Origin of the sequence: Pantoea sp. paga, from assembly GCF_007558755.1 — a bacterium.
Lineage (GTDB): Bacteria > Pseudomonadota > Gammaproteobacteria > Enterobacterales > Enterobacteriaceae > Pantoea > Pantoea agglomerans.
Genome location: NZ_VLTF01000001.1, coordinates 860,613 through 882,251 on the forward strand (window position 1 = coordinate 860,613; position 21,639 = coordinate 882,251).

Annotated in this window: 18 protein-coding genes, 1 tRNA gene and 1 pseudogene; 7 read left to right on the plus strand and 13 right to left on the minus strand. The window is 52.3% G+C overall.

Features of this window, described 5'->3' with window-relative positions:
- Positions 1-133: 133 nt before the first annotated feature.
- The 5 genes from cbl to FOV68_RS04080 all read right to left on the minus strand — a co-directional run bounded on the left by cbl (position 134) and on the right by FOV68_RS04080 (position 7,165).
- Positions 134-1,093 (minus strand): HTH-type transcriptional regulator Cbl, encoded by a 960-nt coding sequence (gene cbl, locus FOV68_RS04060; protein WP_143990358.1) that lies wholly within the window; start codon positions 1,091-1,093, stop codon positions 134-136.
- Positions 1,094-2,303: 1,210 nt separating this feature from the next.
- The gene (gene nac, locus FOV68_RS04065; protein ID WP_010247899.1) at positions 2,304-3,221 is read right to left on the minus strand and encodes a nitrogen assimilation transcriptional regulator NAC; all 918 of its coding nucleotides are present in this window, start codon (positions 3,219-3,221) and stop codon (positions 2,304-2,306) included.
- A gap of 454 nt (positions 3,222-3,675) precedes the next feature.
- The gene (locus FOV68_RS04070) at positions 3,676-4,701 is read right to left on the minus strand and encodes an ABC transporter permease (protein ID WP_181016808.1); all 1,026 of its coding nucleotides are present in this window, start codon (positions 4,699-4,701) and stop codon (positions 3,676-3,678) included.
- Between the two features lie 23 nt (positions 4,702-4,724).
- The gene (locus FOV68_RS04075) at positions 4,725-6,209 is read right to left on the minus strand and encodes a sugar ABC transporter ATP-binding protein (protein WP_143990359.1); all 1,485 of its coding nucleotides are present in this window, start codon (positions 6,207-6,209) and stop codon (positions 4,725-4,727) included.
- A 32-nt stretch (positions 6,210-6,241) separates the two neighbouring features.
- Complete coding sequence (locus tag FOV68_RS04080) at positions 6,242-7,165, minus strand: sugar ABC transporter substrate-binding protein (RefSeq protein WP_031591254.1); 924 nt, start codon at positions 7,163-7,165, stop codon at positions 6,242-6,244.
- 505 nt (positions 7,166-7,670) lie between these two features.
- Here FOV68_RS04080 and FOV68_RS04085 point away from each other — a divergent pair.
- A tRNA-Asn gene (locus FOV68_RS04085) sits at positions 7,671-7,746 on the plus strand.
- Positions 7,747-7,872: 126 nt separating this feature from the next.
- Here the strand turns inward: FOV68_RS04085 and FOV68_RS04090 are convergent.
- Positions 7,873-8,754 carry an SMP-30/gluconolactonase/LRE family protein gene (locus tag FOV68_RS04090; RefSeq protein ID WP_255473606.1) on the minus strand — a complete coding sequence of 294 codons (882 nt, stop codon included), beginning with the start codon at positions 8,752-8,754 and terminating at the stop codon, positions 7,873-7,875.
- On the minus strand, positions 8,718-9,584 hold the full coding sequence (locus tag FOV68_RS04095; RefSeq protein ID WP_143990360.1) for an SDR family NAD(P)-dependent oxidoreductase: 867 nt from the start codon (positions 9,582-9,584) through the stop codon (positions 8,718-8,720). Before FOV68_RS04095 ends, FOV68_RS04090 begins: the two co-directional genes overlap by 37 nt.
- A 142-nt stretch (positions 9,585-9,726) precedes the next feature.
- Here FOV68_RS04095 and FOV68_RS04100 point away from each other — a divergent pair, with 142 nt between their 5' ends.
- On the plus strand, positions 9,727-10,626 hold the full coding sequence (locus FOV68_RS04100) for a LysR family transcriptional regulator (RefSeq protein WP_143990361.1): 900 nt from the start codon (positions 9,727-9,729) through the stop codon (positions 10,624-10,626).
- Positions 10,627-10,830: 204 nt separating this feature from the next.
- Here the strand turns inward: FOV68_RS04100 and FOV68_RS04105 are convergent, their stop codons facing one another.
- The 3 genes and pseudogenes from FOV68_RS04105 to FOV68_RS04115 all read right to left on the minus strand — a co-directional run bounded on the left by FOV68_RS04105 (position 10,831) and on the right by FOV68_RS04115 (position 12,877).
- Positions 10,831-11,133: a helix-turn-helix domain-containing protein gene (locus tag FOV68_RS04105; protein WP_010247918.1), complete on the minus strand. Its 303-nt coding sequence runs from the start codon at positions 11,131-11,133 to the stop codon at positions 10,831-10,833.
- Between the two features lie 4 nt (positions 11,134-11,137).
- Positions 11,138-11,490, minus strand: a pseudogene (locus FOV68_RS04110) (type II toxin-antitoxin system RelE/ParE family toxin).
- Between the two features lie 298 nt (positions 11,491-11,788).
- Positions 11,789-12,877 (minus strand): YncE family protein, encoded by a 1,089-nt coding sequence (locus tag FOV68_RS04115; RefSeq protein WP_039389486.1) that lies wholly within the window; start codon positions 12,875-12,877, stop codon positions 11,789-11,791.
- Between the two features lie 394 nt (positions 12,878-13,271).
- On the opposite strand from FOV68_RS04115, the gene fhuE reads away from it, so the two are divergent.
- Entirely contained in the window at positions 13,272-15,434 is a 2,163-nt protein-coding gene (fhuE, locus tag FOV68_RS04120; RefSeq protein ID WP_143990362.1) for a ferric-rhodotorulic acid/ferric-coprogen receptor FhuE, read from the plus strand.
- Between the two features lie 127 nt (positions 15,435-15,561).
- On the opposite strand, the gene FOV68_RS04125 is transcribed toward fhuE, so the two are convergent.
- A complete protein-coding gene (locus tag FOV68_RS04125; protein ID WP_109650723.1) occupies positions 15,562-15,834 on the minus strand; it encodes a hypothetical protein in 273 nt (90 codons plus the stop codon).
- Positions 15,835-16,489: 655 nt separating this feature from the next.
- On the opposite strand from FOV68_RS04125, the gene FOV68_RS04130 reads away from it, so the two are divergent.
- On the plus strand, positions 16,490-18,412 hold the full coding sequence (locus FOV68_RS04130; protein ID WP_143990363.1) for a methyl-accepting chemotaxis protein: 1,923 nt from the start codon (positions 16,490-16,492) through the stop codon (positions 18,410-18,412).
- A 429-nt stretch (positions 18,413-18,841) separates the two neighbouring features.
- Here FOV68_RS04130 and FOV68_RS04135 read toward each other — a convergent pair whose 3' ends face one another.
- Positions 18,842-19,102 carry a hypothetical protein gene (locus FOV68_RS04135; protein WP_083068975.1) on the minus strand — a complete coding sequence of 87 codons (261 nt, stop codon included), beginning with the start codon at positions 19,100-19,102 and terminating at the stop codon, positions 18,842-18,844.
- A gap of 200 nt (positions 19,103-19,302) precedes the next feature.
- Here FOV68_RS04135 and FOV68_RS24275 point away from each other — a divergent pair, with 200 nt between their 5' ends.
- Positions 19,303-19,437 carry a hypothetical protein gene (locus FOV68_RS24275; RefSeq protein WP_255473608.1) on the plus strand — a complete coding sequence of 45 codons (135 nt, stop codon included), beginning with the start codon at positions 19,303-19,305 and terminating at the stop codon, positions 19,435-19,437.
- A 72-nt stretch (positions 19,438-19,509) separates the two neighbouring features.
- Positions 19,510-20,223: an RluA family pseudouridine synthase gene (locus FOV68_RS04140; RefSeq protein ID WP_143990364.1), complete on the plus strand. Its 714-nt coding sequence runs from the start codon at positions 19,510-19,512 to the stop codon at positions 20,221-20,223.
- A 16-nt stretch (positions 20,224-20,239) separates the two neighbouring features.
- Here the strand turns inward: FOV68_RS04140 and FOV68_RS04145 are convergent, their stop codons facing one another.
- The gene (locus FOV68_RS04145; protein WP_031591296.1) at positions 20,240-20,779 is read right to left on the minus strand and encodes a DUF2058 domain-containing protein; all 540 of its coding nucleotides are present in this window, start codon (positions 20,777-20,779) and stop codon (positions 20,240-20,242) included.
- Positions 20,780-20,930: 151 nt separating this feature from the next.
- Here FOV68_RS04145 and FOV68_RS04150 point away from each other — a divergent pair, with 151 nt between their 5' ends.
- Positions 20,931-21,563, plus strand: coding sequence for a TetR family transcriptional regulator (locus tag FOV68_RS04150; RefSeq protein ID WP_010247970.1), 633 nt, complete (start codon positions 20,931-20,933; stop codon positions 21,561-21,563).
- Positions 21,564-21,639: the final 76 nt, after the last annotated feature.

The following is a 21,639-nucleotide window of genomic DNA, read 5'->3' on the forward strand; positions in this document are numbered from 1 at the left end:
ACTTTATCGCGCCGGGTCAGCGCAGGATGTTGTTGTGCGGGGTGAGAAAGGTCGATGAGAGAAATTTTCGCGGTGATTTGAAATTTTATGCCGTGCGTAAACAGGCGCGCATCCGGGTGGATGCGCCGTGTACTTAAATCTGGTAGTCGATAACCGGTTCGTCGTCATTGCTGTAAGAGAGCGCCTGACGCTTGATCTCTTCCAGCGACAGGTTGGCGTTGCAAAGTTCCAGGAACTGCCAGACGTAGTTGCGTTGCAGCTGGCCGCGCTTGAGGCCGAGCCATACGGTGCTGGCCTCGAACAGATGCGTGGCATCGAGGCGCACCAGCTCTTCACTCTCTTCAGTTTCACACGCCTGATCGGCCAGTATCCCCACGCCTAAACCGAGTTTGACGTAGGTTTTCACCACATCGGAGTCCTGAGCACTGAGTACGATATCTGGTTTTAAACCGGCCGTCTGGAACGCACGGTCAACCCGCGAACGTCCGGTGATACCCTGCCGGTAGGTGATCAGCGGATAGCGGCTGAGCGTGCTCAGTGAAACCGGCTGGTTCTGCACCAATTCATGCCCTTTCGGCACCAGTAAGGCGTGATGCCAGCTGAACCAGGGGAACGCCGCCAGACTGCTGTTGTTGACCAGTAATTCACTGGCGATGCCAATGTCCGCCTCACCCGCCAGCAGCATGGTGACAATTTCCTGCGGCGACCCCTGATTGAGTTCAAGCCGGACGTTGGGATAGAGCTGACGAAACGCTTTGATGACTTTCGGCAGGCTGTAGCGCGCCTGAGTATGGGTAGTGGCTATGGTCAGGATGCCGCTGGTTTCATTGGTAAAGACATCGGCCAGACGTCGCACTTTGCCCGCTTCATCCAGGATACGCTCAGCGATGGTCAGCAGCGCTTTGCCCGGCTCGGTCATCCCCAGCAGGCGCTTGCCGCGACGGATAAAGATCTCAACCCCGAGTTCATCTTCCAGGTCACGGATGTGCCGACTTACTCCCGACTGGGACGTAAATAGCGTATTAGCGACTTCCGTTAAGTTAAACTCACAGCGGGCCGCCTCGCGGATGATTTTAAGCTGCTGGAAATTCACGGTATTTACCTCCCTTTACATAATCTGATTATCTGATGGTAAGAACTATTATTGATAACCGGAAATACTAAAAAATTCAGATTTATGACTTTAGGGAATAACGGGGTGGGTTTTGGGGGGGCGGGCTGGCGCTGAGGAGGTTTTGTTCGGTGCGCGAACTGGCGCTGAGGAGGTTTTGTTCGCCTGATTAGTCGGGCAGTTTCAGATTCGCCGCTGCAGGCGACCGACAAGGGGGCGCCAGTCGCCGCGCCCCCTTGACCCCGGGCTCCGGCCTGCTTCACCGCCGCTTCGCGGTTCCTTCGCTACTTCAGGATTTCTCACGGACCAGCGGGACGCGCCATCCCTGGCGCGAACCCGCCTCTTCGCGACATCCCTGTCGCTCGTCCTGAAATCCCTCATCCGCTCAGCGGTTCTGACGGCCTCCCCACCCCCTCGCTGTTATCTTTTCTTTTTATGTTGGGCTCGCTGTCGCTATGAGTTTGGGAATTGCCTCTGACTTTCGGCTCAGCAGACAGAATGTTATTCAACCCACTCGCTGTTATCTCTGCTTTTTATGTCGGGTACTTTATCGCTGTAGTTTTTTGGGATTGCCTTTGACTTTCGGCTCAGCACACAGAATGGCATTCAACTCTACCCGCTGTTATCTCGTTTTCAGGTCACTAAGATTGTTGCGGTGAACTTCAGGAATAGAGACTGGCTTTCAGACCATCAGACAACTCAGCACCAAAGAAAACATAAAGAAATCACAGCCGGGGGGTTCCCAGAGGCGTCCGGAGCGCTGAGGAACAACCGCAGGCAAGGATGAGCCGACAGGACGTCGGCGAAAGGACGGCACGAGCCAGGGATGGCGAGTCCGGACGGTCCGTCGGCCGCAGGGCGTGACGAAGGCACCCCGCACAGCGGGGCGCGCAGGCAGCCGGACGCCGGGATTGTTAAGGGGCGGGCGTCCGCCCCTTGACGCGTCCGCCTGCACAGGCAACCTGAAACTCCCCATCGCCTGGCGGGCGAAACTTCCTCAGTGCATACCCGCTGCTAAAGGCTCACAGCCTCCACCGCATGGCGGGCGTAAACCGCTCAGTACTAACGCGCGGCTAAGTGACCTGAAACTCCCATCGCCTGGCGGGCGAAACCCGCGCAGTGCAGCCCGCTGCAAAGCGAAACTCACTGCAAAGCGAAACCGGCTGGTTGCCAGCCCGCTACAAGCCCCCTCTTAACTCACTAACATCAACTCCCGCTCCTCACTCAGCGGCTTATTCAGCAGCGACAGCAGAATGTTCTTCACTGCCTGCGCTGAAGGCGACAGCGGCAACCGGGCGGAGACGTTCAGTGACAGCGGCAGACTCAATGACGGACTGTTGATGCGTGACATCCAGGCATCGGTGGAACCCACCAGCGAACGGGCGGCGGACTCAGGTAATACGGTCACGCCCATGCCGCTGGAAATGGCTGCGGTCAGGGTTGAAATCGATTCGATCTCACCGATGATGCGTGCACTCAGCCGACGCAGCGAAAAGGCCTCATCGACCCGCTTGCGCACTGCGCTGTAATCGCGCGGTAAGAACAGACTCATCTGCGCCACATCGGCCAGATCGACGCTGGCACCCGGGTAATCGGTGGCGCCTACCAGAAAGAGATCCTCTTTCATCAGCGGCATGCTGGTGATCCCGGCAGTGGGGGCGCGATCGTACAGCACCGCCATATCCAGCTGACCGTTCATCACTTTCTCATTCAGCACGCTGCCGCTATTTTCGTGCAGGTAAACCAGCACTTCCGGAAATTGATCGCGAACGGTCTGCAACAGCGGCATGGTCAGCGATGAAGCCGCGGTGCCTGGGGCAAGCCCAATCGATACCTGCCCACTCAGCACCTGACCGGCATTGATCACCGCAGTCTGGGCCTGCTCACACTGGCGCAGAATAGTACGCGCATGACCATAGAGAATCTTACCAGCCTCAGTTGGCGTAACGCCGCGCTTGGTGCGAATCAGCAACTGCTGATCCAGTTCATTTTCCAGCGTCGCGACCTGCTGACTGAGTGCAGGCTGGGCGATGTGCAACACTTCTGCTGCCTGCGTCAGACTGCCGATATCGACGATTTTCACAAAGTACTTCAGTCGTCTTAAATTCATCTTGCCTCCGTCACTCACCCCGAATAGCGAAATGGGTCTGATCCCATCGCCCTGATAACAGAGATTTTGCAAGATGCAGGCCAGGTTTAAAAAATTCAGGCCAACAAGCAGCCAGATTTTTCCTAACGGCCCGGAAAATAAGCGTTTCTGATTACCTCTTATGGGTTAATAAGGATCAGGAATAGCTGAGAAGAGAGAGTAAAGCAGTCAGGCGCACTGTGACAGTGCAGACGCTGCGAGTCAGACGTGCAGAAAAGTGATGACAGGCTGTACAGTTTGAGTGCAGTGGAAACGCATTGCACCTGATGAAGGCTTGCAGCGCCTGAACAGAGGCGTGAAAAACAGGGAGTTAATGTAACCGCTATCAGCGGGATTTCTTATCACTGGCGGATGCCGGATGATAAAAAGCAACCGTTGCCCTCTCCCGCATCCGGAAGAAAGCAACGGCTACCAGTTAGCGTTTTTTGCGGTTACGGTGCATGTCGATAGAGACCGCAGCCACAATAATCATCCCTTTGATGATGTCCTGAATGTACGCATCGACACCAACGAAGGTGAATCCGCTTTTAATCAGGCCAAGGATCACTGCGCCAATTAAGGTGCCGGTGATACGGCCTACACCCCCCATCAGGCTGCTGCCACCGATAACGGCTGCGGCAATCGCATCCAGCTCGTACGACATCCCCATGCTCGACTGACCACTGCTGACGCGTGCCGCCAGTACCACGCCCGCCAGACCAGAGAGTCCGCCGGCGATGGAATAAACAATGATCAGGTACTTATTAACGTTGATACCGGAGACTTTCGCCGAGGTCATGTTACCGCCGATGGCATAAACATATTTACCGTAGCGGGTATGTTTCAGGGCGATGTGGAACAGAAATGCCACCACCAGGAAAATGACCACCGGCATGGCACCCTGCCCGATTGAGGTAAAGCCGTCGGACAGGAAGCTGATTGGATTGCCCTGCGTGTAATACTGCGCCAGACCGCGTGCCGACACCATCATGCCCAGCGTGGCAATGAAGGGTGGAATACCGGTGCGGGTAATCAGTACACCATTGACCACGCCGGCCAGCAAACCGACGCCGATACCGGCCGCGATAGGGATTGCCGCAGGCATATTGACCAGCGACGGATACATTGGCGACAGACTGTCAGAGGTCTGCGCCAGGCTCGCGGCCACCACCGCCGCCAGGGCGATAACGGACCCGGAGGAGAGATCGATACCGGTGGTGATGATGACCTGGGTCACGCCGACGGCGATAATCCCGATAATCGCCACCTGCAATACAATCAGGATCAGACGGTTGGTGTTAAGCAGGAAAGACTGGTCACGCACATACCAGCCAAACATTTCAAAAATCAACGCAATCCCCACCATCACCACGAAAATGCCGGTATCTTTCGGCAATTTATGACGCAGGCTGGCAAAAAAAGAGGGTTGCTGCGGGGCTGCCGGGGTGGCAGTAGCTTTCATATTGCTCATAGTGGTCTCGCGCCTCACTCGGATGCCAACGACAGAATGGTTTCCTGATCGGCTTCTTCTTTATCGAGGATGCCGGTTATACGCCCGCCGTGCATAACCATCACCCGGTCGCTCATGCCAAGAATTTCCGGCAGTTCAGAGGAGACCATGATGATAGCCACGCCACGGTTGGCAAGTTCACTGATTAAGCGGTAAATCTCCGCTTTTGCGCCGACGTCAATGCCGCGCGTCGGTTCGTCCAGAATCAGAATCTTCGGTTGCGCCAGCAGCCAGCGGGCAATCAGGACTTTCTGCTGATTACCGCCGCTGAGGTTATTGATGATTTGATCCATGGTCGGCGTTTTAATGTTGAGACGACGGATTTGATCCATGCAGTCCTGCGCCATCTTCACATGGCTGACAAATCCGCTTTTACCGCTGTACTCCGGCATGTTAACGATGCTCATGTTCTCCATCACCGATAGCACCAGAAACAGGCCGGACTTTTTACGGTCTTCGGTGAGGAACGCCATGCCCTTTTCAATCGCGGTTGAGGGTGAGTCGATCGTCACCGGCACGCCATCAATTAAGATCTCGCCGCTGTCGAAGCTCTCCATGCCGAACAGGCTCTCCATCACCTCGCTCCGGCCCGCACCCACCAGTCCGGCGACGCCGAGGATTTCACCCCGCCGCACACTGAAACTGACGTCGGTAAAACGATCTTTGCAGGTGAGATTGCGCACCGTCAGCACCTCTTCCCCGATGGCGCTGTTAAATTTCGGGAAAAGCTGGGTCAGTTCGCGTCCCACCATCTGAGTAATCAGCGACTGGCGGGTATATTTCGACGTCTGATCGCTGGCGATCCAGGTGCCGTCGCGGAAAATACTGATTTCATCGGTAATGTTGAAGATTTCATCCATCTTGTGGCTGATGTAGATGATCGCTTTACCCTGCTCCCGCAGGTCACGAATGATGGTAAACAGATGCGCCACTTCGGTTTCTGTCAGCGCGGAGGTGGGCTCATCCATAATCACGATGTCTGAATCCCATGACACTGCTTTGGCAATCTCAACCATCTGCTGTGACGCGATGCTCAGCTCACCCACCATCCGATCGGCTTTCAGGCGGATATTCAGGCGGTTCAGCAATTCCTGTGTCTTCTGATTAAGTCGGGCGTGCTCGACAAAGCCAAATCTCATCGGTTCGCGACCCAGCCAGATATTCTCGGCAACGGTCATGTAAGGCACCAGGTTGAGTTCCTGGTGGATCATGGAAATACCGGAACGCAATGCGTCCATGGTGTCCTGAAACTGCACCGGCTCCCCTTTAATTTTGATGGTGCCCTGATCGGGACGATACATCCCGATCAGGCACTTCATTAAAGTGGATTTGCCCGCGCCATTTTCGCCCATCAAGGCATGTACCGTTCCCGGACGCACCCGCAACGAAACGTTGTCGAGGGCTTTTACGCCGGGGAAGAACTTGCTGATGCCTTCGGCTTCAAGCGCAAACGCGTTCATACATCACCTCCGTACTGCTGGGTCGGGAACGACTATTTCAGGTTACGCTTGGTAAACTGTTCCATGTTGTCTTTGGTAATCAGCTGGTAAGGGATGTTGATGACTTTCTGGACTTTTTCGCCATTTACCAGTTTGACCGCGGTCTGCACCGCACCTTCACCCTGGCCCTGCGCATCCTGGAATACGGTCGCGACCATCTTGCCCTGCTTCAGCATCTGCAGCGCATCGGGTGTGCCATCGACGCCAGCGATCAGGATTTTGTCCGGGTTTTTACCCAGCGCCTGCAGCGCACCGATTGCCATTTCATCGTTGTTTGAAGCGATGGCATTGATCTCATCACCGGCGGTCATCCAGTTACTGACTACGTCTACCGCATCGTTACGGGTAAATTTGGCGGTCTGTTTCTGAACAATTTTGATGCCAGGGAATTTAGCCGCAACCTCTTCCACACCTTTGGTACGGTCACGGGTCGCTTCATTCGCCAGGTCACCCATCAGGATGGCAACGTTGCCTTTGCCGTTCATCGCTTTAGCCAGCGCTTCCATCTGTAAGCGTCCGGCCAGTTCCGAATCGGACCCGACGTAGGCCATTTTGCCGGTCAGTTCAGCCTGTGGACGGCGGTTGACAAAGATCAGCGGGATACCCGCTTTGCTCGCCTGGTCCATAATCGGTTTCACCGCATTGGTATCGACCGGGTTGACGATCAGCGCATCAACACCCTGACCGATAAAGTTCTGAACCTGCTGCAGCTGCTGTGAAACGTCGCCTTTTGCATCCTCAACCTGCCCTTTAACGCCATCTTTCTGCATCTCTTTCTGCATTGAAGTACGCAGAATGGTGAGGAAGTTGTCATCAAACAGCGCCATGGAGACGCCAACCGAGATATCTTTTGCCATAACCGCGGCAGGTAACATGCAGGCTAACAGTGAGGCGACAATCGTTTTTTTAATGTTCATAGGGACCCTTCTTATTTGTTAACTTGCTCAGCGGCTGTGACCGCGAATGAAAAATATCTTTTACATTCACCCAGCCTGTCTGGCGTCTGTTTCGGGAAATTTGAGGTAAGACTTCAGGTTCTGACTATTTTTGTGATCGACCACTCCTTTTCACAATCACTTGATCTGCAAACAGTTAACTTCAAAATGGCGTTTCACTTTCAGACGATAATGACGACCGTGATGATAAGCAGTTTATTTATTCCATATAATCACGTTTTGAAATTTTTATCATAAAAGCACTGAAACGGTTGTTTTAACATCGGCAAACAACAAAACTTTGACATGCCTCTAACATCTGCGGAGAAATGCCCGCAAAGTGAGATCCTGTTGGCAGTTTGAAAATCCAGCAGAATCGGGTAAAAATCGCCAATCCGCTGCTTTTACGAGCATCTGAACGCAATTCAGTAAACAGGGCTTTGACAAGCGGGATCTGCGCCGCTAATATTCGCCCCGTTCAAGCGATTCCTCTGTAGTTCAGTCGGTAGAACGGCGGACTGTTAATCCGTATGTCACTGGTTCGAGTCCAGTCAGAGGAGCCAGAATTAGAAAAGCCCGCTCAGGGAAACCTGAGCGGGCTTTTTGCTTTTGATATGAGTTCAGGGACAGAACACTAATGCCAGGGACAAGATGATTAGCTCATTGCATGCTATTTTCCGAACAGGCGCTCATTGCTTAAGTGCGCGCTTATAGTCGATCATCAGCAGAGCCCCTGAAAATGACATCTTCTTTAAATGCTTTTCCGATAGCCCAAGTCGCGCTGACGTGACATACAGATAACAATTATCACCGGCAAAGGCACAACTTGTAGGGCGCTGGACGGGGAGATTAATGTATCGCTCAATGACGCCTTCTGGCGATATCCGCGCGATGGCAGCTCCATCAAAGAGTACACTCAGTAGAAATCCATCCTGATCAACGATCAGTCCGTCGGGCTTACCCTTTTTGGGATCAATCGTGACAACCTCCCTTCGATTACTGACTTCACCTGAGCGGGGATCGTTGTCATAGCCGTAAATAATTCCACGCCGGGAATCAGTGACGTAGAGTATTTTCCAGTCTGGACTCCAGCACATTCCATTGATAAGCGTGAAACCCGAATCGACAGTGTGCCATTTGCAGTCTGGATCGAGACGATAAAGATAGCCTGACCCCTTTTTCAGCTCTTCATCTATCAGGCCTACCCACAGGCGGCCGGATGAGTCCAGGCGCGCATCATTAAGACGAAAGCCCTCTTGTGCGTGTGGCGCAGTGGCGATCCTTTGTCTCTTACCTGCTCTGTCAATTAATTCGATATGGCAGCCAATGCCAACGAGTAACTCACCCGTATTTTTCTCCACAACAAAGCCCAGCGGGCCAGGCATAGAATATTCAACATTCCGCCCCGTTGCGGGATCAAAAAAATTAAGAGAAGCACCAGAGGTATCAACCCATAAAAGTCTGGCTCTTGACCGGCTCCAGAGGGGAGACTCTCCCAGTAGAGCCTTGCCTGAAAATACCACCGATATGCCATTCACTTTCGTGGTTCCACATTCGGAATAGCGATCCACGGCCAGTTCTCCGCAACCTCCTGAGCAGTTGATGCCCGGACAGCGTGAAGATTTCGCGGATAGTCCACATTTGTAGCCTCAATCATTTTGGTCGCATGGAACTGCCCGTTCGCGGCACGAAGTATCCATCCCCCTTCTGTGCATGCTGCAGAGGCAAGATAGGCTAAACCCGGAGCCACCTCTGAGGGGTGCAGCTCGGCAGGTTCTCCCTCGATACCCCACATACGTGTCTGAGCGACGGGGGATATCGCATTGACGATAATGCCATCGTTTTTGCCTTCAGAAGCCAGGACATTCGTGAGCCCTATTACCGCCATCTTAGCTGCGGCATAAGAGGCAAGACCCTTTTGAACATATTGCGGATAGAGCGCCCGGCAAGAGGTCGTCATTATGATGCGGCCATAACCCGCAGCTTTCATCGCAGGCCAGGCGGCCTGCGCGAGCCAAAGAGGTGCTTTGGCAGCAATGGCCATCATATGGTCAAAAGCACTTTCCTCAATCGACTCGATATTCTGGTAAGAGACCCAACCCGCATTGTGGATTAGGGCATCCAGTCGACCAGCGACTTTAAGGGCGTCAGTGCAAAGTTTGTGGCAGCCCTCGCGTGAGGCCAGTTCTCCCGGGATCGCATGTACATTCAGCCCTTCCAGACGAAGTCTCTCTGCCGCCCGTTCTGCAATCTGAAGATCGACACCATCGCCCTCAGCGTTGGCACCACTATCGTGAATCAAAACCATTGCGCCGAGCTGACCAATACACCGGGCATACGCGAAGCCCAGTCCGCGTCCCGCACCGGTAATAAGTATTACCTGACCTTTAAAATCCACCATTTCGCCCTCGTCGTTTCCAGTAACTTATTGAGAAAACAACGTAGATCGATGCCTTTGATATATAAAATACTATTTATAGTGTCTGATAATACTTTAATTGTATCGTAAGCAGATTGACCCATTAACAAGCGGGAAGGCGTATATGACGACAGATAGTCGGGCACGGATCACTTTACGAAGAATGGAGCAATTCATTGCTGTCGCAGAGGAATTGCATTTCCATCGGGCCGCAGAACGACTGAACATGTCGCAGCCTCCACTGACCAGTGCCATACAAAAGCTGGAGGAGGATCTTGGCGTTACGCTTATCGAGCGGGGTAATCGTGTACTTGGCCTGACTCTCGCGGGAGAAACATTTGTTAGTGAGGCACGTGAAACCCTTCGGCAGGCTGAAAAAGCCATCATTTCTACCGTTGATGTGGCTGAAGGACGAACCGGTGTTTTACGCCTGGGTTATGTGGGAAGCGCACTTTATGGTCGGTTGCCTGACGTTATTCGTAAATTCCGGGCAAGCCATCCGAAGGTACGACTTGAACTGCGAGAAGCAACAACCACGGCACAGATTACTGCTCTGCGTGATGGGATGTTAGATATAGGCATTCTGATCCCCCCTCTTGAGCAGGCTGAGGATGTCGAACAGGCACTTTTCGACAGAGATCGTTTGTGTATGGCGATCCCCAAAGATCATCCTTTGAGTAAGCGGTCAGAACTGACACTTGCCGATCTAGCCAATGAACCCTTTATTTTGTGGCCAATGGTTGAGGGGCGCAGCTTTCATCTGCAAGTTATACGCCTGTGTGCTAAAGCAGGCTTTGTGCCTACGATTACTCAGGAAGCACATGGGATGCATGCAGTGCTGTCATTGGTTTCTGTTGGGGGAGGCGTATCTGTCATTCCTCAAAGTATGAGTGGCTTTCGTGGAGACCAGATTAGCTATCATCCTTTATCAGGCCCTGAAACTGAATTCGATCTCGTCATGGGCTATCGACAGTTATCTCCATCTGCACGTGCCTTCGTTCTCTCTACCGTAAAAAAGGGATAATACTTTTCGCATTCATAATGAATTTTTTCATACCATCACAACATTAAGAGATTGGGGGAAATATGAATGCAGGAATGTTCGCTTCGGAAAAAGAGCAGCGTGTCAGAGGAGCCAGAATCAGAAAAGCCCGCTCAGGGAAACCTGAGCGGGCTTTTTGCTTTTATGTTTTCGGTCACGGCGGCATGACATCCCCGCCTGAATGGCTTACACCTCAAACCCGTAGTGCGAGCCGTCCGGCAGTTCCACCACCAGCCGCAGCTTACCCCCTGCCGCATCGATATAGCGCTTGAGGGTGGAGAGCTTCAGGTCGCGGCCCGGCTTCTCCATGCCTGCCACGGTAGGCTGTGTAATGCCCAGCGCCTTTGCCATTTCGACCTGTGTTTTCTGCACTTTCTCACGCAGCTCGGCAAGGTGAATGTTGAGCAGGATATCCGTCGCCATCGCCTGTGCGTCGGCAACGACTTCCGGTTTTTCATCCGCAATAAGCTGTTCAAGCGTTCTGCCCATCTGGTTACTCCTCATCTTTAAAACTATTCAGCCAGTGTGTAAATTCCCGATCGGCAACCGGAAGCATCTCCTGATAAAACGCTTTTCATTGCCCACCTTATTGCCGGCACAAAGCACAATCGCCGTTCGGTTTGGTTCAAAAGAAAAGAAAGCCCTTATCGGATCGCCGCGACTCTAAATACGCAGCTCTTTCATGTTGATATAAACAGAGCCTTTTAGCGTATCCGCGTATGGCCTGGACAACCCCGGCCCTTTTTCGCGCAACACCATTAATGCTGCCAGTACGCAGGCGCGATCGCTCTCATTAAGCAAGGTAAACCAGCGATCAAACCTCTCCGTCGTTTTAATCATCCACACGGGATCTCCTTATTAATATAGGTCGAATGCTATATAGGTGTAAAGCGATAATCGAATGTGATGCAGGGGGATTTCAGATGCCTGTGACTTTAGTGCAAAGTGAGAGAGGCGTTCAGTCGGGTCAGTGATGAATCCACACAACCTTCATCGTTTTGCGAGCTGTACCGGATTGGTTATGGGGTGAGATAATGTGAGGCGTTGTTATCAATAAGAAAGCCCGCTCAGGCTTCCCGGAGCGGGCTTTAATTTTGTTCGCATCGCTTCCCTGCCAATGCAGAGTGACGCTATTAGCGCGTGATTACGGCAGCGCGATACGGGCAATCTCGTCAGTGCCTTTGGTGGAGGAGTCTTTGTTAAATTCCGCCTTCAGGGTGACATAGAGCGTGTTGTTGTCCGGGCCAATCAACAGGCTGTTTGGATTCTTGTCAAACGACCAGCTGTTTTTCACCGCATAGGTGGTGGCATCCAGTTGCAGCACTTTCTTCGATTCGCGCTGGCTGATGTAAAGCTCATTGCGTTTAGCGTTGAACTTGATGCCCATCGCATCGCCTTCGATGCGCTTGATCACTTTGCCGGTGCGCTCATCAAAGATCAGCGTCGCTTTGCCTTTGGAGTCGTCAGTAACAAACAGGCGACCGGTAGCAGGATCTTCCGCCATGTTCAGGAACAGATACTCTTTGCCATCGCCTGCGGTCCAGCGCTTCTCAATTTTATGGCTGCGTGGATTGATCACCAGAATTTCACCCGAGCCATTGGCCGCATAAATGCGCTCAGTCAGCGGGGAATAGATGATACCGGTGACCCATTTCCCGGCGTTTTTAATCTCGGTTTTCAGCTTAAAGGTTCGGGTATCCACGACGGAGATATAGCCCGGTTCGGCTACGCGACCGACATAAAGCTCGTTGCCGTGCCACAGGACTTCACGTGCACCAGCCGGATAGCCCTCTTTACTGATCTTGCCCGGGAACACCAGACGCTGCAGCACTTTGCCACTCTGGGCGTCCACTTTGGAGATCGCGCCATCCAGTGAGTTGGTGGTGTAGAACACCTGACCGTTTTCATCGATAGCGGTACCGAAGTTTTTCATGTCGGTATGCGTTTCGCCTTTAGTCGTCAGCGTGGCCGGATCGAGACGATAGATCATGCCGCCGTTCACATCCTTAAACGCCTGCGCGCTGGCGACAAACAACGCTTTTGACGCAGAGGAGTAAGCCATTTCGTACAGACCATCACCCAGAGCGCGTTGTGTCACTGCGGTATTAACCGGTTTTGGGGCTTCAGCGGCAGGCGCATCGGCTTTTTTAGCTGGTGCCTGGCACGCTGTCAGGCTAAAGGCAGCGGCAACTGCCATGGCAACAGCGGCTTTGCGCGGGCTTAACGATTTCATGCTGAACTCCGTCAGGGAATAAAGAATGAGAATCATACGCATTAACAGCCACTAATCAAATGACGACGCTGCTATCCATGCCTGTCCGGTCATTTAACCCGCGTTAAACCGCTTAACTGCCCCGTTTTTTACCGCCTGAACGCCCTTTTTCTGCTTTCAAATCACGTAAACATCAGCAACTAAAAGGCTTTATATCTGCCTATCACACTGAATTATAAATAATTAACATAAGGTTACACTTTCGATTGAATCCTTTGCGGAATATATAAAGCAAATGATTATCATTGGCGTTCTCATAACTGGCTGAGCGTCTTTATCCAGAAGATGGGTAGATAAAAAAAACAACCAGAGACACAACGGTTTAACTTAATACCAATTTTTAATGGAAAATTTTATGGCTCGTAGTGGCAGGGAATCAGGTTTCAGAAACAGTTTTAGCGTCTCATTACTGACACTGGCGATACACGCCCTCTTCCACCCCGCCATGGCGGCAGAGGAGACATCGCAGGATATGGTGGTCAGCGCCACGACTGACGAAACCAGTGACAGCGGTGAGCAGAATTACGCGGTGCAGACCACCCGCGCGGGCACCAAATTAATGCTGACACCGCGAGATGTGCCTCAGTCACTCAGCGTGGTGACGCAGCAGCGAATGCAGGATCAGGATCTGCAATCGGTTAATGATGTGCTGACCAACGCCACCGGTATCTCCACCAATCTTATCGACAGTGAACGCTCCGAGTACTATTCACGCGGCTTCAAAGTCAGCAACTTCACTTTCGATGGCATCCCGACCTCGGTTAACGATAGTTGGAATTACGGCGATGCGGCGTCAGACACGGCAATCTATGACCGTATTGAAATCGTGCGCGGTGCGACCGGCCTGATGACCGGAGCGGGCAGCCCTTCGGCCTCGATCAATATGGTACGTAAACATGCTGACAGCAAAACCGCGACCGGCACGCTGAGTGCCAGTTATGGCAGCTGGAACAAGCAGCGCTACGTGGCGGATCTTTCTGCCCCGCTTAACAGCGATGGCAGCCTGCGCGGCCGCGTGGTGACCGGTTATACCGATCAGGAGAGCTGGCTGGATCGCTATCAAAAAACCAAAAAATTCATCTACGGCGTGATTGATGCGGACCTTACCGACAAGACGACGCTGTCACTGGGCTACGACTATGAAGATGACAACACCGGCAATCCAACCTGGGGTGGCCTGCCGATGTTTTACAGTAATAACGCCACGACACATTACGACCGCAGCCTGAATTCGTCAGCTAACTGGGCGCGTTACAACACTAATTCGCGCAAAGTCTTTGCGGATATCGACCATAACTTCGATAACGGCTGGAATATTCATATTAACGGCACGCATGCCGAGAATACCTTCAGCGATAAGCTGCTCTATGTGATGGGCAATCCCGATCAGGAGAGCGGTGAAGGCACTACCGGTTACGGCAGTATGGATCGCGGCAAGCGTAAAATGGATTCAATCGATGGCTTTGCCAGCGGCCCGTTTGAACTACTGGGTCGTCAGCACCTGTTGATGGCCGGAGCAAGCTACAGCCGCCAGCATAATGCCGCCTATAGTCAGGATGGATTCAGCGATGCGGAGGCGGGTGAAATCACTGCCGCCGATATGGGAATTTTCAATAATAGCTGGACCGGTAACGTTGCGGAGCCTGAATGGCAGGGCTGGTATCTCAACGATGATGACACTGTTCGTCAGAAATCGGTCTATAGCGCTGCACGCTTGTCGCTGGCCGATCCGCTGTCGCTGATTATTGGCGCTCGCTATACCCAGTGGAGCACCCATGGCAGCAGCGGAGAGATGACTAAAAATAACACCACACCTTATGCAGGGCTGGTGTATGACATTAATGACACCTGGTCCGCCTATGGCAGCTACACCGCCATTTTCCTGCCGCAGACTTATCGCGACACCCACGGCAGTTACCTCTCACCAGTGACCGGTAAAAGTTACGAGACCGGTCTGAAATCCGCCTGGAACGATGGCCTGCTGACCGCCAGCGTGGCGATTTTCCGCATCGAGCAGGATAACGTCGGACAGGCAATTGATGGTGTTTATCTGAGCGGCAATGAGCAGGCCTATGACGCCGCCAAAGGTGCAGTCAGTAAAGGTGCCGAGTTCGAGCTGAATGGCGCGCTGACCGATAATCTGCAGCTGACCTTTGGTGCAACCCGCTATGTGGCACGCGATAAAAGTGGCCGGTTCAACAGCTATCAGCCGCAAACCTCATTCAAACTTTTCACCCGTTATCAGTTAGCCGCGATCCCCGAGCTCACCGTTGGTGGCGGAGTTAACTGGCAGAACCGGGTGTTTAAAGACGTGACCAATGCCAGCGGCGACAGCGTACGGGTATATCAGGGCAGCTACCCGCTGGCCTCGTTGTTTGCCCGCTATCAGGTGAATAAGCAGGTTGCCGTACAGGCCAACGTCGATAACCTCTTCGACCGTGAATATTACAGCTACATGAACAGCTACGTTTACGGTGAGCCGCGTAACCTGAATGTCAGCGTGTCTTACCAGTTCTGATAATGGTGAGCTGAGAGGCTAAACAGCTCGCGATTGCGGGCTGTCTGGTGGGCTGATTTAACGGGCAGGATGCGTGTCAGGGCTGTCCTTCCATATTCCAGCGCGCTGATCCCATCACGAAGCAAAACTATTTTTTACGCCAGAAGAGAAACGCAGCCATCGCTGTTAGCACGCCGATCAGCGGCATCACGCTTGCACCTGCCAGAAAGTTATGTCGATCAATATCATTGTTCTTTCTGATATCAGCAAAGCGCGCAGTCGCCTGTTTTTCATTAATGGCATGGACTTCCTCGACCTCTTTCTTATATCCCTGCACCATCAGGTCAATGGCGCGGTTCACCTCTGATCTTTCCAGAACAACGATTTGCTTGCCGTGGGTGTAGAAACAGTAATCGGGCATTGACTGTACTCACAATTAAGAGGCGGATTACTACTCTAGCGGATGCTGGCGAAGATCGTAAGTATTGATAAGTGACGCCTGCTTTCTGGTCACGCCAGGCTTTTCTGACACGACCCGGATCACACTGGACAGGATACCAGGTTGCAAGCGCACGCTGGCCGGTGTATGCCCCTGTGACTTTCATTAATCTGAATATCATTTCAATGAAATTTTTGACACTCAAAACACAACTTAAGCGAGCCTTCAACATCAAATTTCACGCTCAGCGTTCGTTGCAGGCAATTAATAAGTTTCTCAGTTTTACTCTTACTTTAAACAGGAATTACACCGATAAACATCACGTTAAAAATAGTGACTCACATCCACTCACGCTCTCATCATAACAATTTTGATCGATATCAAAAAAGGGCGGTTAATTTTACAAAAAATTACTTATTGATAAAATATCATTATAAATCATTAAATTATAAATGGATAGCACGAAGATTAGCAGCCAGATAATTTCACGATAAAATAATATACATCTAATTAATTAGTCTCTCAGCTACTCATAAATAACATTAAAGATTCACTTCGTGCTGACGATAAGAAGATCATCTTTGAAATATTTAACAGCCTCTTCTCTGCTTCTGATATCTCACTAAAGGTGAACCTTATGGGCCTTGCTCAACGCATCTCCGATATTAAAATTGGGAAAAAACTGGGCGTCGGTTTTATCGTCGTCATTGCTGCCTCCCTCGCCATTACTTTTATCGCTTTCGATTGTTTTCGCAGTATTAAAGACAACTCCGCCCGGCGCACGATTACCGTGGAGATGGTAAACACGTTAAGCAAGGCACGCCTTAACCGCACCCTCTACCAGTACACCAAAGATCCCAAATTTGCCACGCAGAACGTTCAGGCCCTGAAGGAGTTAGATGCCCTTTATAAACGGCTGGATGGATTTAAATGGGATGAGATGGGCCAGCAGAAAGTCGCGCTGATGGGGCAGTTACTTAACGAATATCAGAATCAGCGCCAGACATTCGTGACTGCTGCACAGGCGACAAGCGACGCCTTTGATGCCATTAAACCGGGTGCCCTGATTGCGCTTGCGCATCAGTTTGAATCACTCGATATGGCTCTGACACCCGACGCGGCGCTGCCGGTCATGCACCTGGCCGCAGCGCTTTTTGATGCGGCCAATGTTGAAAAAGCGTTTCTCGATAAACCGTCCGAGGCCAGCAGAGAGGCGATTCTTGAAGAATACACCGCTATCAACACCCTGAGCGAGCAACTGGATATTTTCGCCCAGCCGAATATTAATGACGTAACGCGAAATGTGCTCAGCACTCTGACGCAGCAACGCCAGGCCTTGACGCGCTATGTCGATGCGACAGAGAAAGAAAAAAGCGAATCAGCGGGCCTGACCACCACCGCAGAGCGGCTCAATGCGGCGGTCTCCGATACCTTTGCCTATCAGTCCCAGCTCTCCTCTGAATTTATCAAACAGGCGGAGTGGCGCATTGCTTTTGCCGCGCTGATCTGTGTTGTTCTGAGTCTGCTGATTGCCTGGCGGATCACCCGCAACATTACGCTGCCATTGAAAGAGACGCTGAGCGCAGCGCAACGTATTGCCGCGGGTGATTTAACAACCTCACTGAAAACCACACGTGGTGATGAGTTAGGTCAGCTGATGCAGGCGGTAGATGCAATGAACATCAGTCTTCAGAACATCATCACCAACGTGCGTGATGGCGTCAGCAGCGTGGCGCGTGCCTCGGCGGAAATCGCGGCAGGTAATACCGATCTTTCATCCCGCACAGAACAGCAGTCTGCCGCAGTGGTTCAGACCGCGGCCAGCATGGAAGAGCTCTCTTCAACGGTGAAACAGAATGCGGAGAACGCTCACCATGCGAGTCAGCTGGCGACAGACGCGTCGGTTAATGCCGGACGCGGTGGCGAGATTATCCGTGACGTTATCGAAACCATGAACAACATCAGCCAGAGTTCGGGCAAAATCGGCGAGATCATTCACGTCATCAACAGCATCTCCTTCCAGACCAATATTCTGGCCCTTAACGCCGCAGTCGAAGCGGCACGAGCCGGAGAACAGGGTCGCGGATTTGCGGTGGTTGCCGGTGAAGTCAGAAATCTGGCCCAGCGCAGTTCACTGGCCGCCAAAGAGATTGAAACATTGATACGTGAGTCACTTGATCGGGTTCATGATGGTTCTGAATTTGTGGAACGCGCCGGTACCACAATGGATGACATCGTCCGCTCTGTCAGTCAGGTTAAAGATATTATGGGTGAAATTGCTGCCGCCTCTGACGAGCAAAACCGCGGCATTTCTCAGATCGCCACGGCAATGGCCGAGATGGATACCACGACGCAACAGAACGCCGCGCTGGTTGAAGAGTCCTCCGCCGCAGCCAGCTCACTGGAATCTCAGGCAGACGAACTGGAAAAAACAGTGGCCGTATTCCGTCTCTCTCCCGGGCAAAACAGCGTCAGCCGGGGCGCGCCTGCCCTGTCACCGCGTTTAGTACCCGCGGCGCCCGTTAATGCATCCGCAGACTCAAGCTGGGAAAGCTTTTAACGGTTAGCGAAACGTTAATTGTGTCTGAACGTGAACAGAGCCAGCCTTAATTGATTGAGGCTGGCTGAAATAAACGTCATCTTCAGACAAATAACTGATCTGATTAACCAGAAGATATAAAGCCGCAATGGTTAACGCGGGAATGACATTTTCAGGCGGGCATCCGTAAACTGAAGGAAGATAATATTATCGGCCATGACAGCTGAAACGAGCTGGCTCGCGCCTGATTATCCTGCTTTATATTTCGACTGGTTTTGAAATGAGAGAGAAAAGAATCGCGATCGGTCTGTACAGAACGCGATGGGGAGAGTTGTCGTCCCTGACAGCTTCTCCGGCCGGTATACGCTTTCGCGCAACCGATGAGGTCGTCCGCTTCGTCGTTTTCCGGCCGGAGCCGGGCTACGTCCACTGGCGTCAGTTCCGTTACTGCTAGTTCAGCTCTTCGTTCAGGCTTGTAAGCGTCTGCAGGTACGGCACCTGCTGTTGAGCAATCGCCGGTGACTTAAAACTACTCAGCCAGCTTCTGGCTTCAGCGATTTTCGCCAGCCGATCCGCGTTGCTTTCAGATTTCGCCATATAACCCAGTTGAGTAAAGAGTGTTGCGATACTGATTTCTTTTTCCCCCAGGGCAAGGCTTAGTGCCGCTTCGCCAATAATGACGTGGCCTTTCTCGTCGTTTTGAAATAACACAGAAAATCCTCCATTAGATACGAATTGATGACAACCTCACCAGAGACTGTAGTCGTAAAAGAGAGAACTGCCCGAATTTATCACTAAAAATCGCGCAACTTGCTAATAGAAAATACTAAATGTTTTTTTCCGGATTGTTCTGTTTGTCTCTGCCGCCCTTCCTGTCAGACTTGCTTTTAAATTTACGATGGGATGTCACCATGAAACTTTCCATTCTCCTTACGCTGCTGGCTGCGACGGTCTGCTCCGTTTTTGCTGCCCATGGCAAATTTAAAACGCAGCAGGCTGGCCAGTCACTCTTCACGCAAAGCGGGGAAACGATCAGCGAAGAATAATGGCTACGCGCGGCATCGTCAGTGACCGACCAATCGGTTATGATCCGTTGCCACTTACCTGCCGGTTGCCCGATGTCTGCCATTATCGATACGTTTATCGCCCCGCCCTGCTTTGATGAGATAATCCTCCTCTTTCAGGACGAACATCTGCTGGTGATCAATAAACCCAGCGGCTTGCTGAGCCTGTCAGGTAAAAATCCGCAAAACCTCGATTCAGTGCACCATCGGCTGGTGAAACTTTTTCCTGGCTGCACGCTGGTTCATCGGCTCGATTTTGGCACCTCCGGGCTGATGGTCGTCGCACGCAGCAAAACGATTAACGCGGCCCTCTGCCAGCAATTCAGCCAGCGCAGCGTGCGTAAAACTTATCAGGCACTACTGTGCGGGCACCTTGCTGATGACGAAGGCGTCATTGATGCCGCGATAGCGAAAGATCCGGCGCAGTTTCCCCGGATGGTGATTTGCCCGGACCAGGGAAAACCCGCGCGCTCACGCTACCGGGTCATGGCACGCGGCTATTATCAGGAATGTTATTATCAGGAAAAAAAGGGAAAGGGATTGCCGGTCACGCGGGTTGAACTGATGCCGGAAACCGGGCGCACCCATCAGCTGCGCATTCACTGTCAGCAGCTTGGGCACCCGATTCTGGGCTGTGATCTCTACGGCGGGCTTTTGCTGCCTGGCGCGGAGCAGGCAGAGAGACTGATGCTGCACGCCAGCGGACTGACATTTATTCATCCTGTCAGCGGCAGCACGCTGCAACTCTCTGCCGACAGCCCGTTCTGAATGCGTCAGCGCGCTGTTACCACATCAAATCATCAGGCACTTTGAAATCAGCATAAGGATCATCTTCGTCCTGTGCTTCTTCGCTTAATGCACTGTTTAATACGATGGCACTGGCATCACGCTGCGCAATTTTATCCGCTACGCTGGCCGGGATGATGGCGTACTGGCTCTCGCCATTATTGTCAGCCGCCAGGCGGGCAATGGCGAGACGCCCATTGATCAGCTGAGTCTGCGTCAGCTTATCCACCATAATCTTTTTGATCAGGTTATTGTCGGTGAAGTTGAAGCTGATGTTGCCTCTTACCACATCAATTTTGTTCATTTCGATCAGCTGTTTGACCTGCGCTTTGTACTCTTTAGACAGCACAGCCAGCTTCTGCTGCTCGTTCAGCTGCTTATCGCGTTCAAGCTGCGCTTTTTTGTTATCTTCCACCGCCGCTCTGGCTTCGCGTGCCTGAACCCTGGATTTCTTCGCTGTACGCTGAACCTTGTCCATTTTTTTGCTGGATACTAATCCCGCTTTCAGCATCTGCTCTTGCAAGGTGAGTTTTGTCATTGTCGTCTCTGAACCTGTGAAATAATGTCCGGGATTATACCTGTAATCATCCGGGCTGTACCAGGTTGCCGCACCTGCCGCGCCCGCGATTGCGGGCAGCCTCTCAACACTGTGCTAACATTCCCCGGTCAAAATCACCTTATTGAGCACCATGTCAGAGCTAACAAAACGTAAAAATGACCCTGAAGGGCTGAAAAAACGCATCATCGCAGGCGCACTGAAAACCTTCGCGGAGTTTGGTATGCAGGGTGCCAGGCTGGAGCAGATTGCTGAACATGCGCAAACCACCAAACGCATGGTGGTCTATCACTTTGGCAGTAAAGAGCAGCTTTATATCCACGTGCTGGAGCAGGTTTATCAGCAGATACGTCAGCATGAAACCGGCCTGAACCTGGCGGCGATGGAGCCGGAACTGGCCATGACCCGCCTGGTGGAAGCCAGTTTTGATTACCATGTTGAACATCCCGATTTTATCCGGCTGGTCTGCAGTGAGAACCTGTTGCGCGGGCGCTACATCACCCAGTCGCCGCAGATTAAAGCCCTTAACCGCAGCGCGCTGGATCTGCTGGATGACATCCTGGCACGCGGTCAGCAACAGGGCGTATTCACTGCCGATGTGCAGACCATCGATGTCCATCGCCTGATCAGCAGTATCTGCGTTCATCACGTCTCAAACCGCTACACCTTCAACGCCCTGTTCAGCCCGGACAACAGCGAAGCAGAGAGTATTCGCCGCAATCGCCAGCTGGCTGTAACCGCAACGTTACGCTATATCCGCAAATAAATGCCCGCAGGCCCGGCTGCGCTTAGCCATAGTCTACGCTTACTAATACTTGTCACTAAAATGCAATAATAAGGAA

Excerpts from the sequence above, each read along its gene's own strand:
- FOV68_RS04095 (WP_143990360.1), bottom strand. The coding sequence starts at position 9,584 with ATGGTGGATTTTAAAGGTCAGGTAATACTTATTACCGGTGCGGGACGC.
- FOV68_RS24275 (WP_255473608.1), top strand. The coding sequence starts at position 19,303 with ATGAAACTTTCCATTCTCCTTACGCTGCTGGCTGCGACGGTCTGCTCC.
- nac (WP_010247899.1), bottom strand. The coding sequence starts at position 3,221 with ATGAATTTAAGACGACTGAAGTACTTTGTGAAAATCGTCGATATCGGC.
- FOV68_RS04145 (WP_031591296.1), bottom strand. The coding sequence starts at position 20,779 with ATGACAAAACTCACCTTGCAAGAGCAGATGCTGAAAGCGGGATTAGTA.
- FOV68_RS04130 (WP_143990363.1), top strand. The coding sequence starts at position 16,490 with ATGGGCCTTGCTCAACGCATCTCCGATATTAAAATTGGGAAAAAACTG.
- FOV68_RS04080 (WP_031591254.1), bottom strand. The coding sequence starts at position 7,165 with ATGAACATTAAAAAAACGATTGTCGCCTCACTGTTAGCCTGCATGTTA.
- FOV68_RS04075 (WP_143990359.1), bottom strand. The coding sequence starts at position 6,209 with ATGAACGCGTTTGCGCTTGAAGCCGAAGGCATCAGCAAGTTCTTCCCC.
- fhuE (WP_143990362.1), top strand. The coding sequence starts at position 13,272 with ATGGCTCGTAGTGGCAGGGAATCAGGTTTCAGAAACAGTTTTAGCGTC.
- FOV68_RS04140 (WP_143990364.1), top strand. The coding sequence starts at position 19,510 with ATGTCTGCCATTATCGATACGTTTATCGCCCCGCCCTGCTTTGATGAG.
- FOV68_RS04150 (WP_010247970.1), top strand. The coding sequence starts at position 20,931 with ATGTCAGAGCTAACAAAACGTAAAAATGACCCTGAAGGGCTGAAAAAA.
- FOV68_RS04125 (WP_109650723.1), bottom strand. The coding sequence starts at position 15,834 with ATGCCCGATTACTGTTTCTACACCCACGGCAAGCAAATCGTTGTTCTG.
- FOV68_RS04100 (WP_143990361.1), top strand. The coding sequence starts at position 9,727 with ATGACGACAGATAGTCGGGCACGGATCACTTTACGAAGAATGGAGCAA.
- FOV68_RS04070 (WP_181016808.1), bottom strand. The coding sequence starts at position 4,701 with ATGAAAGCTACTGCCACCCCGGCAGCCCCGCAGCAACCCTCTTTTTTT.
- FOV68_RS04115 (WP_039389486.1), bottom strand. The coding sequence starts at position 12,877 with ATGAAATCGTTAAGCCCGCGCAAAGCCGCTGTTGCCATGGCAGTTGCC.
- FOV68_RS04105 (WP_010247918.1), bottom strand. The coding sequence starts at position 11,133 with ATGGGCAGAACGCTTGAACAGCTTATTGCGGATGAAAAACCGGAAGTC.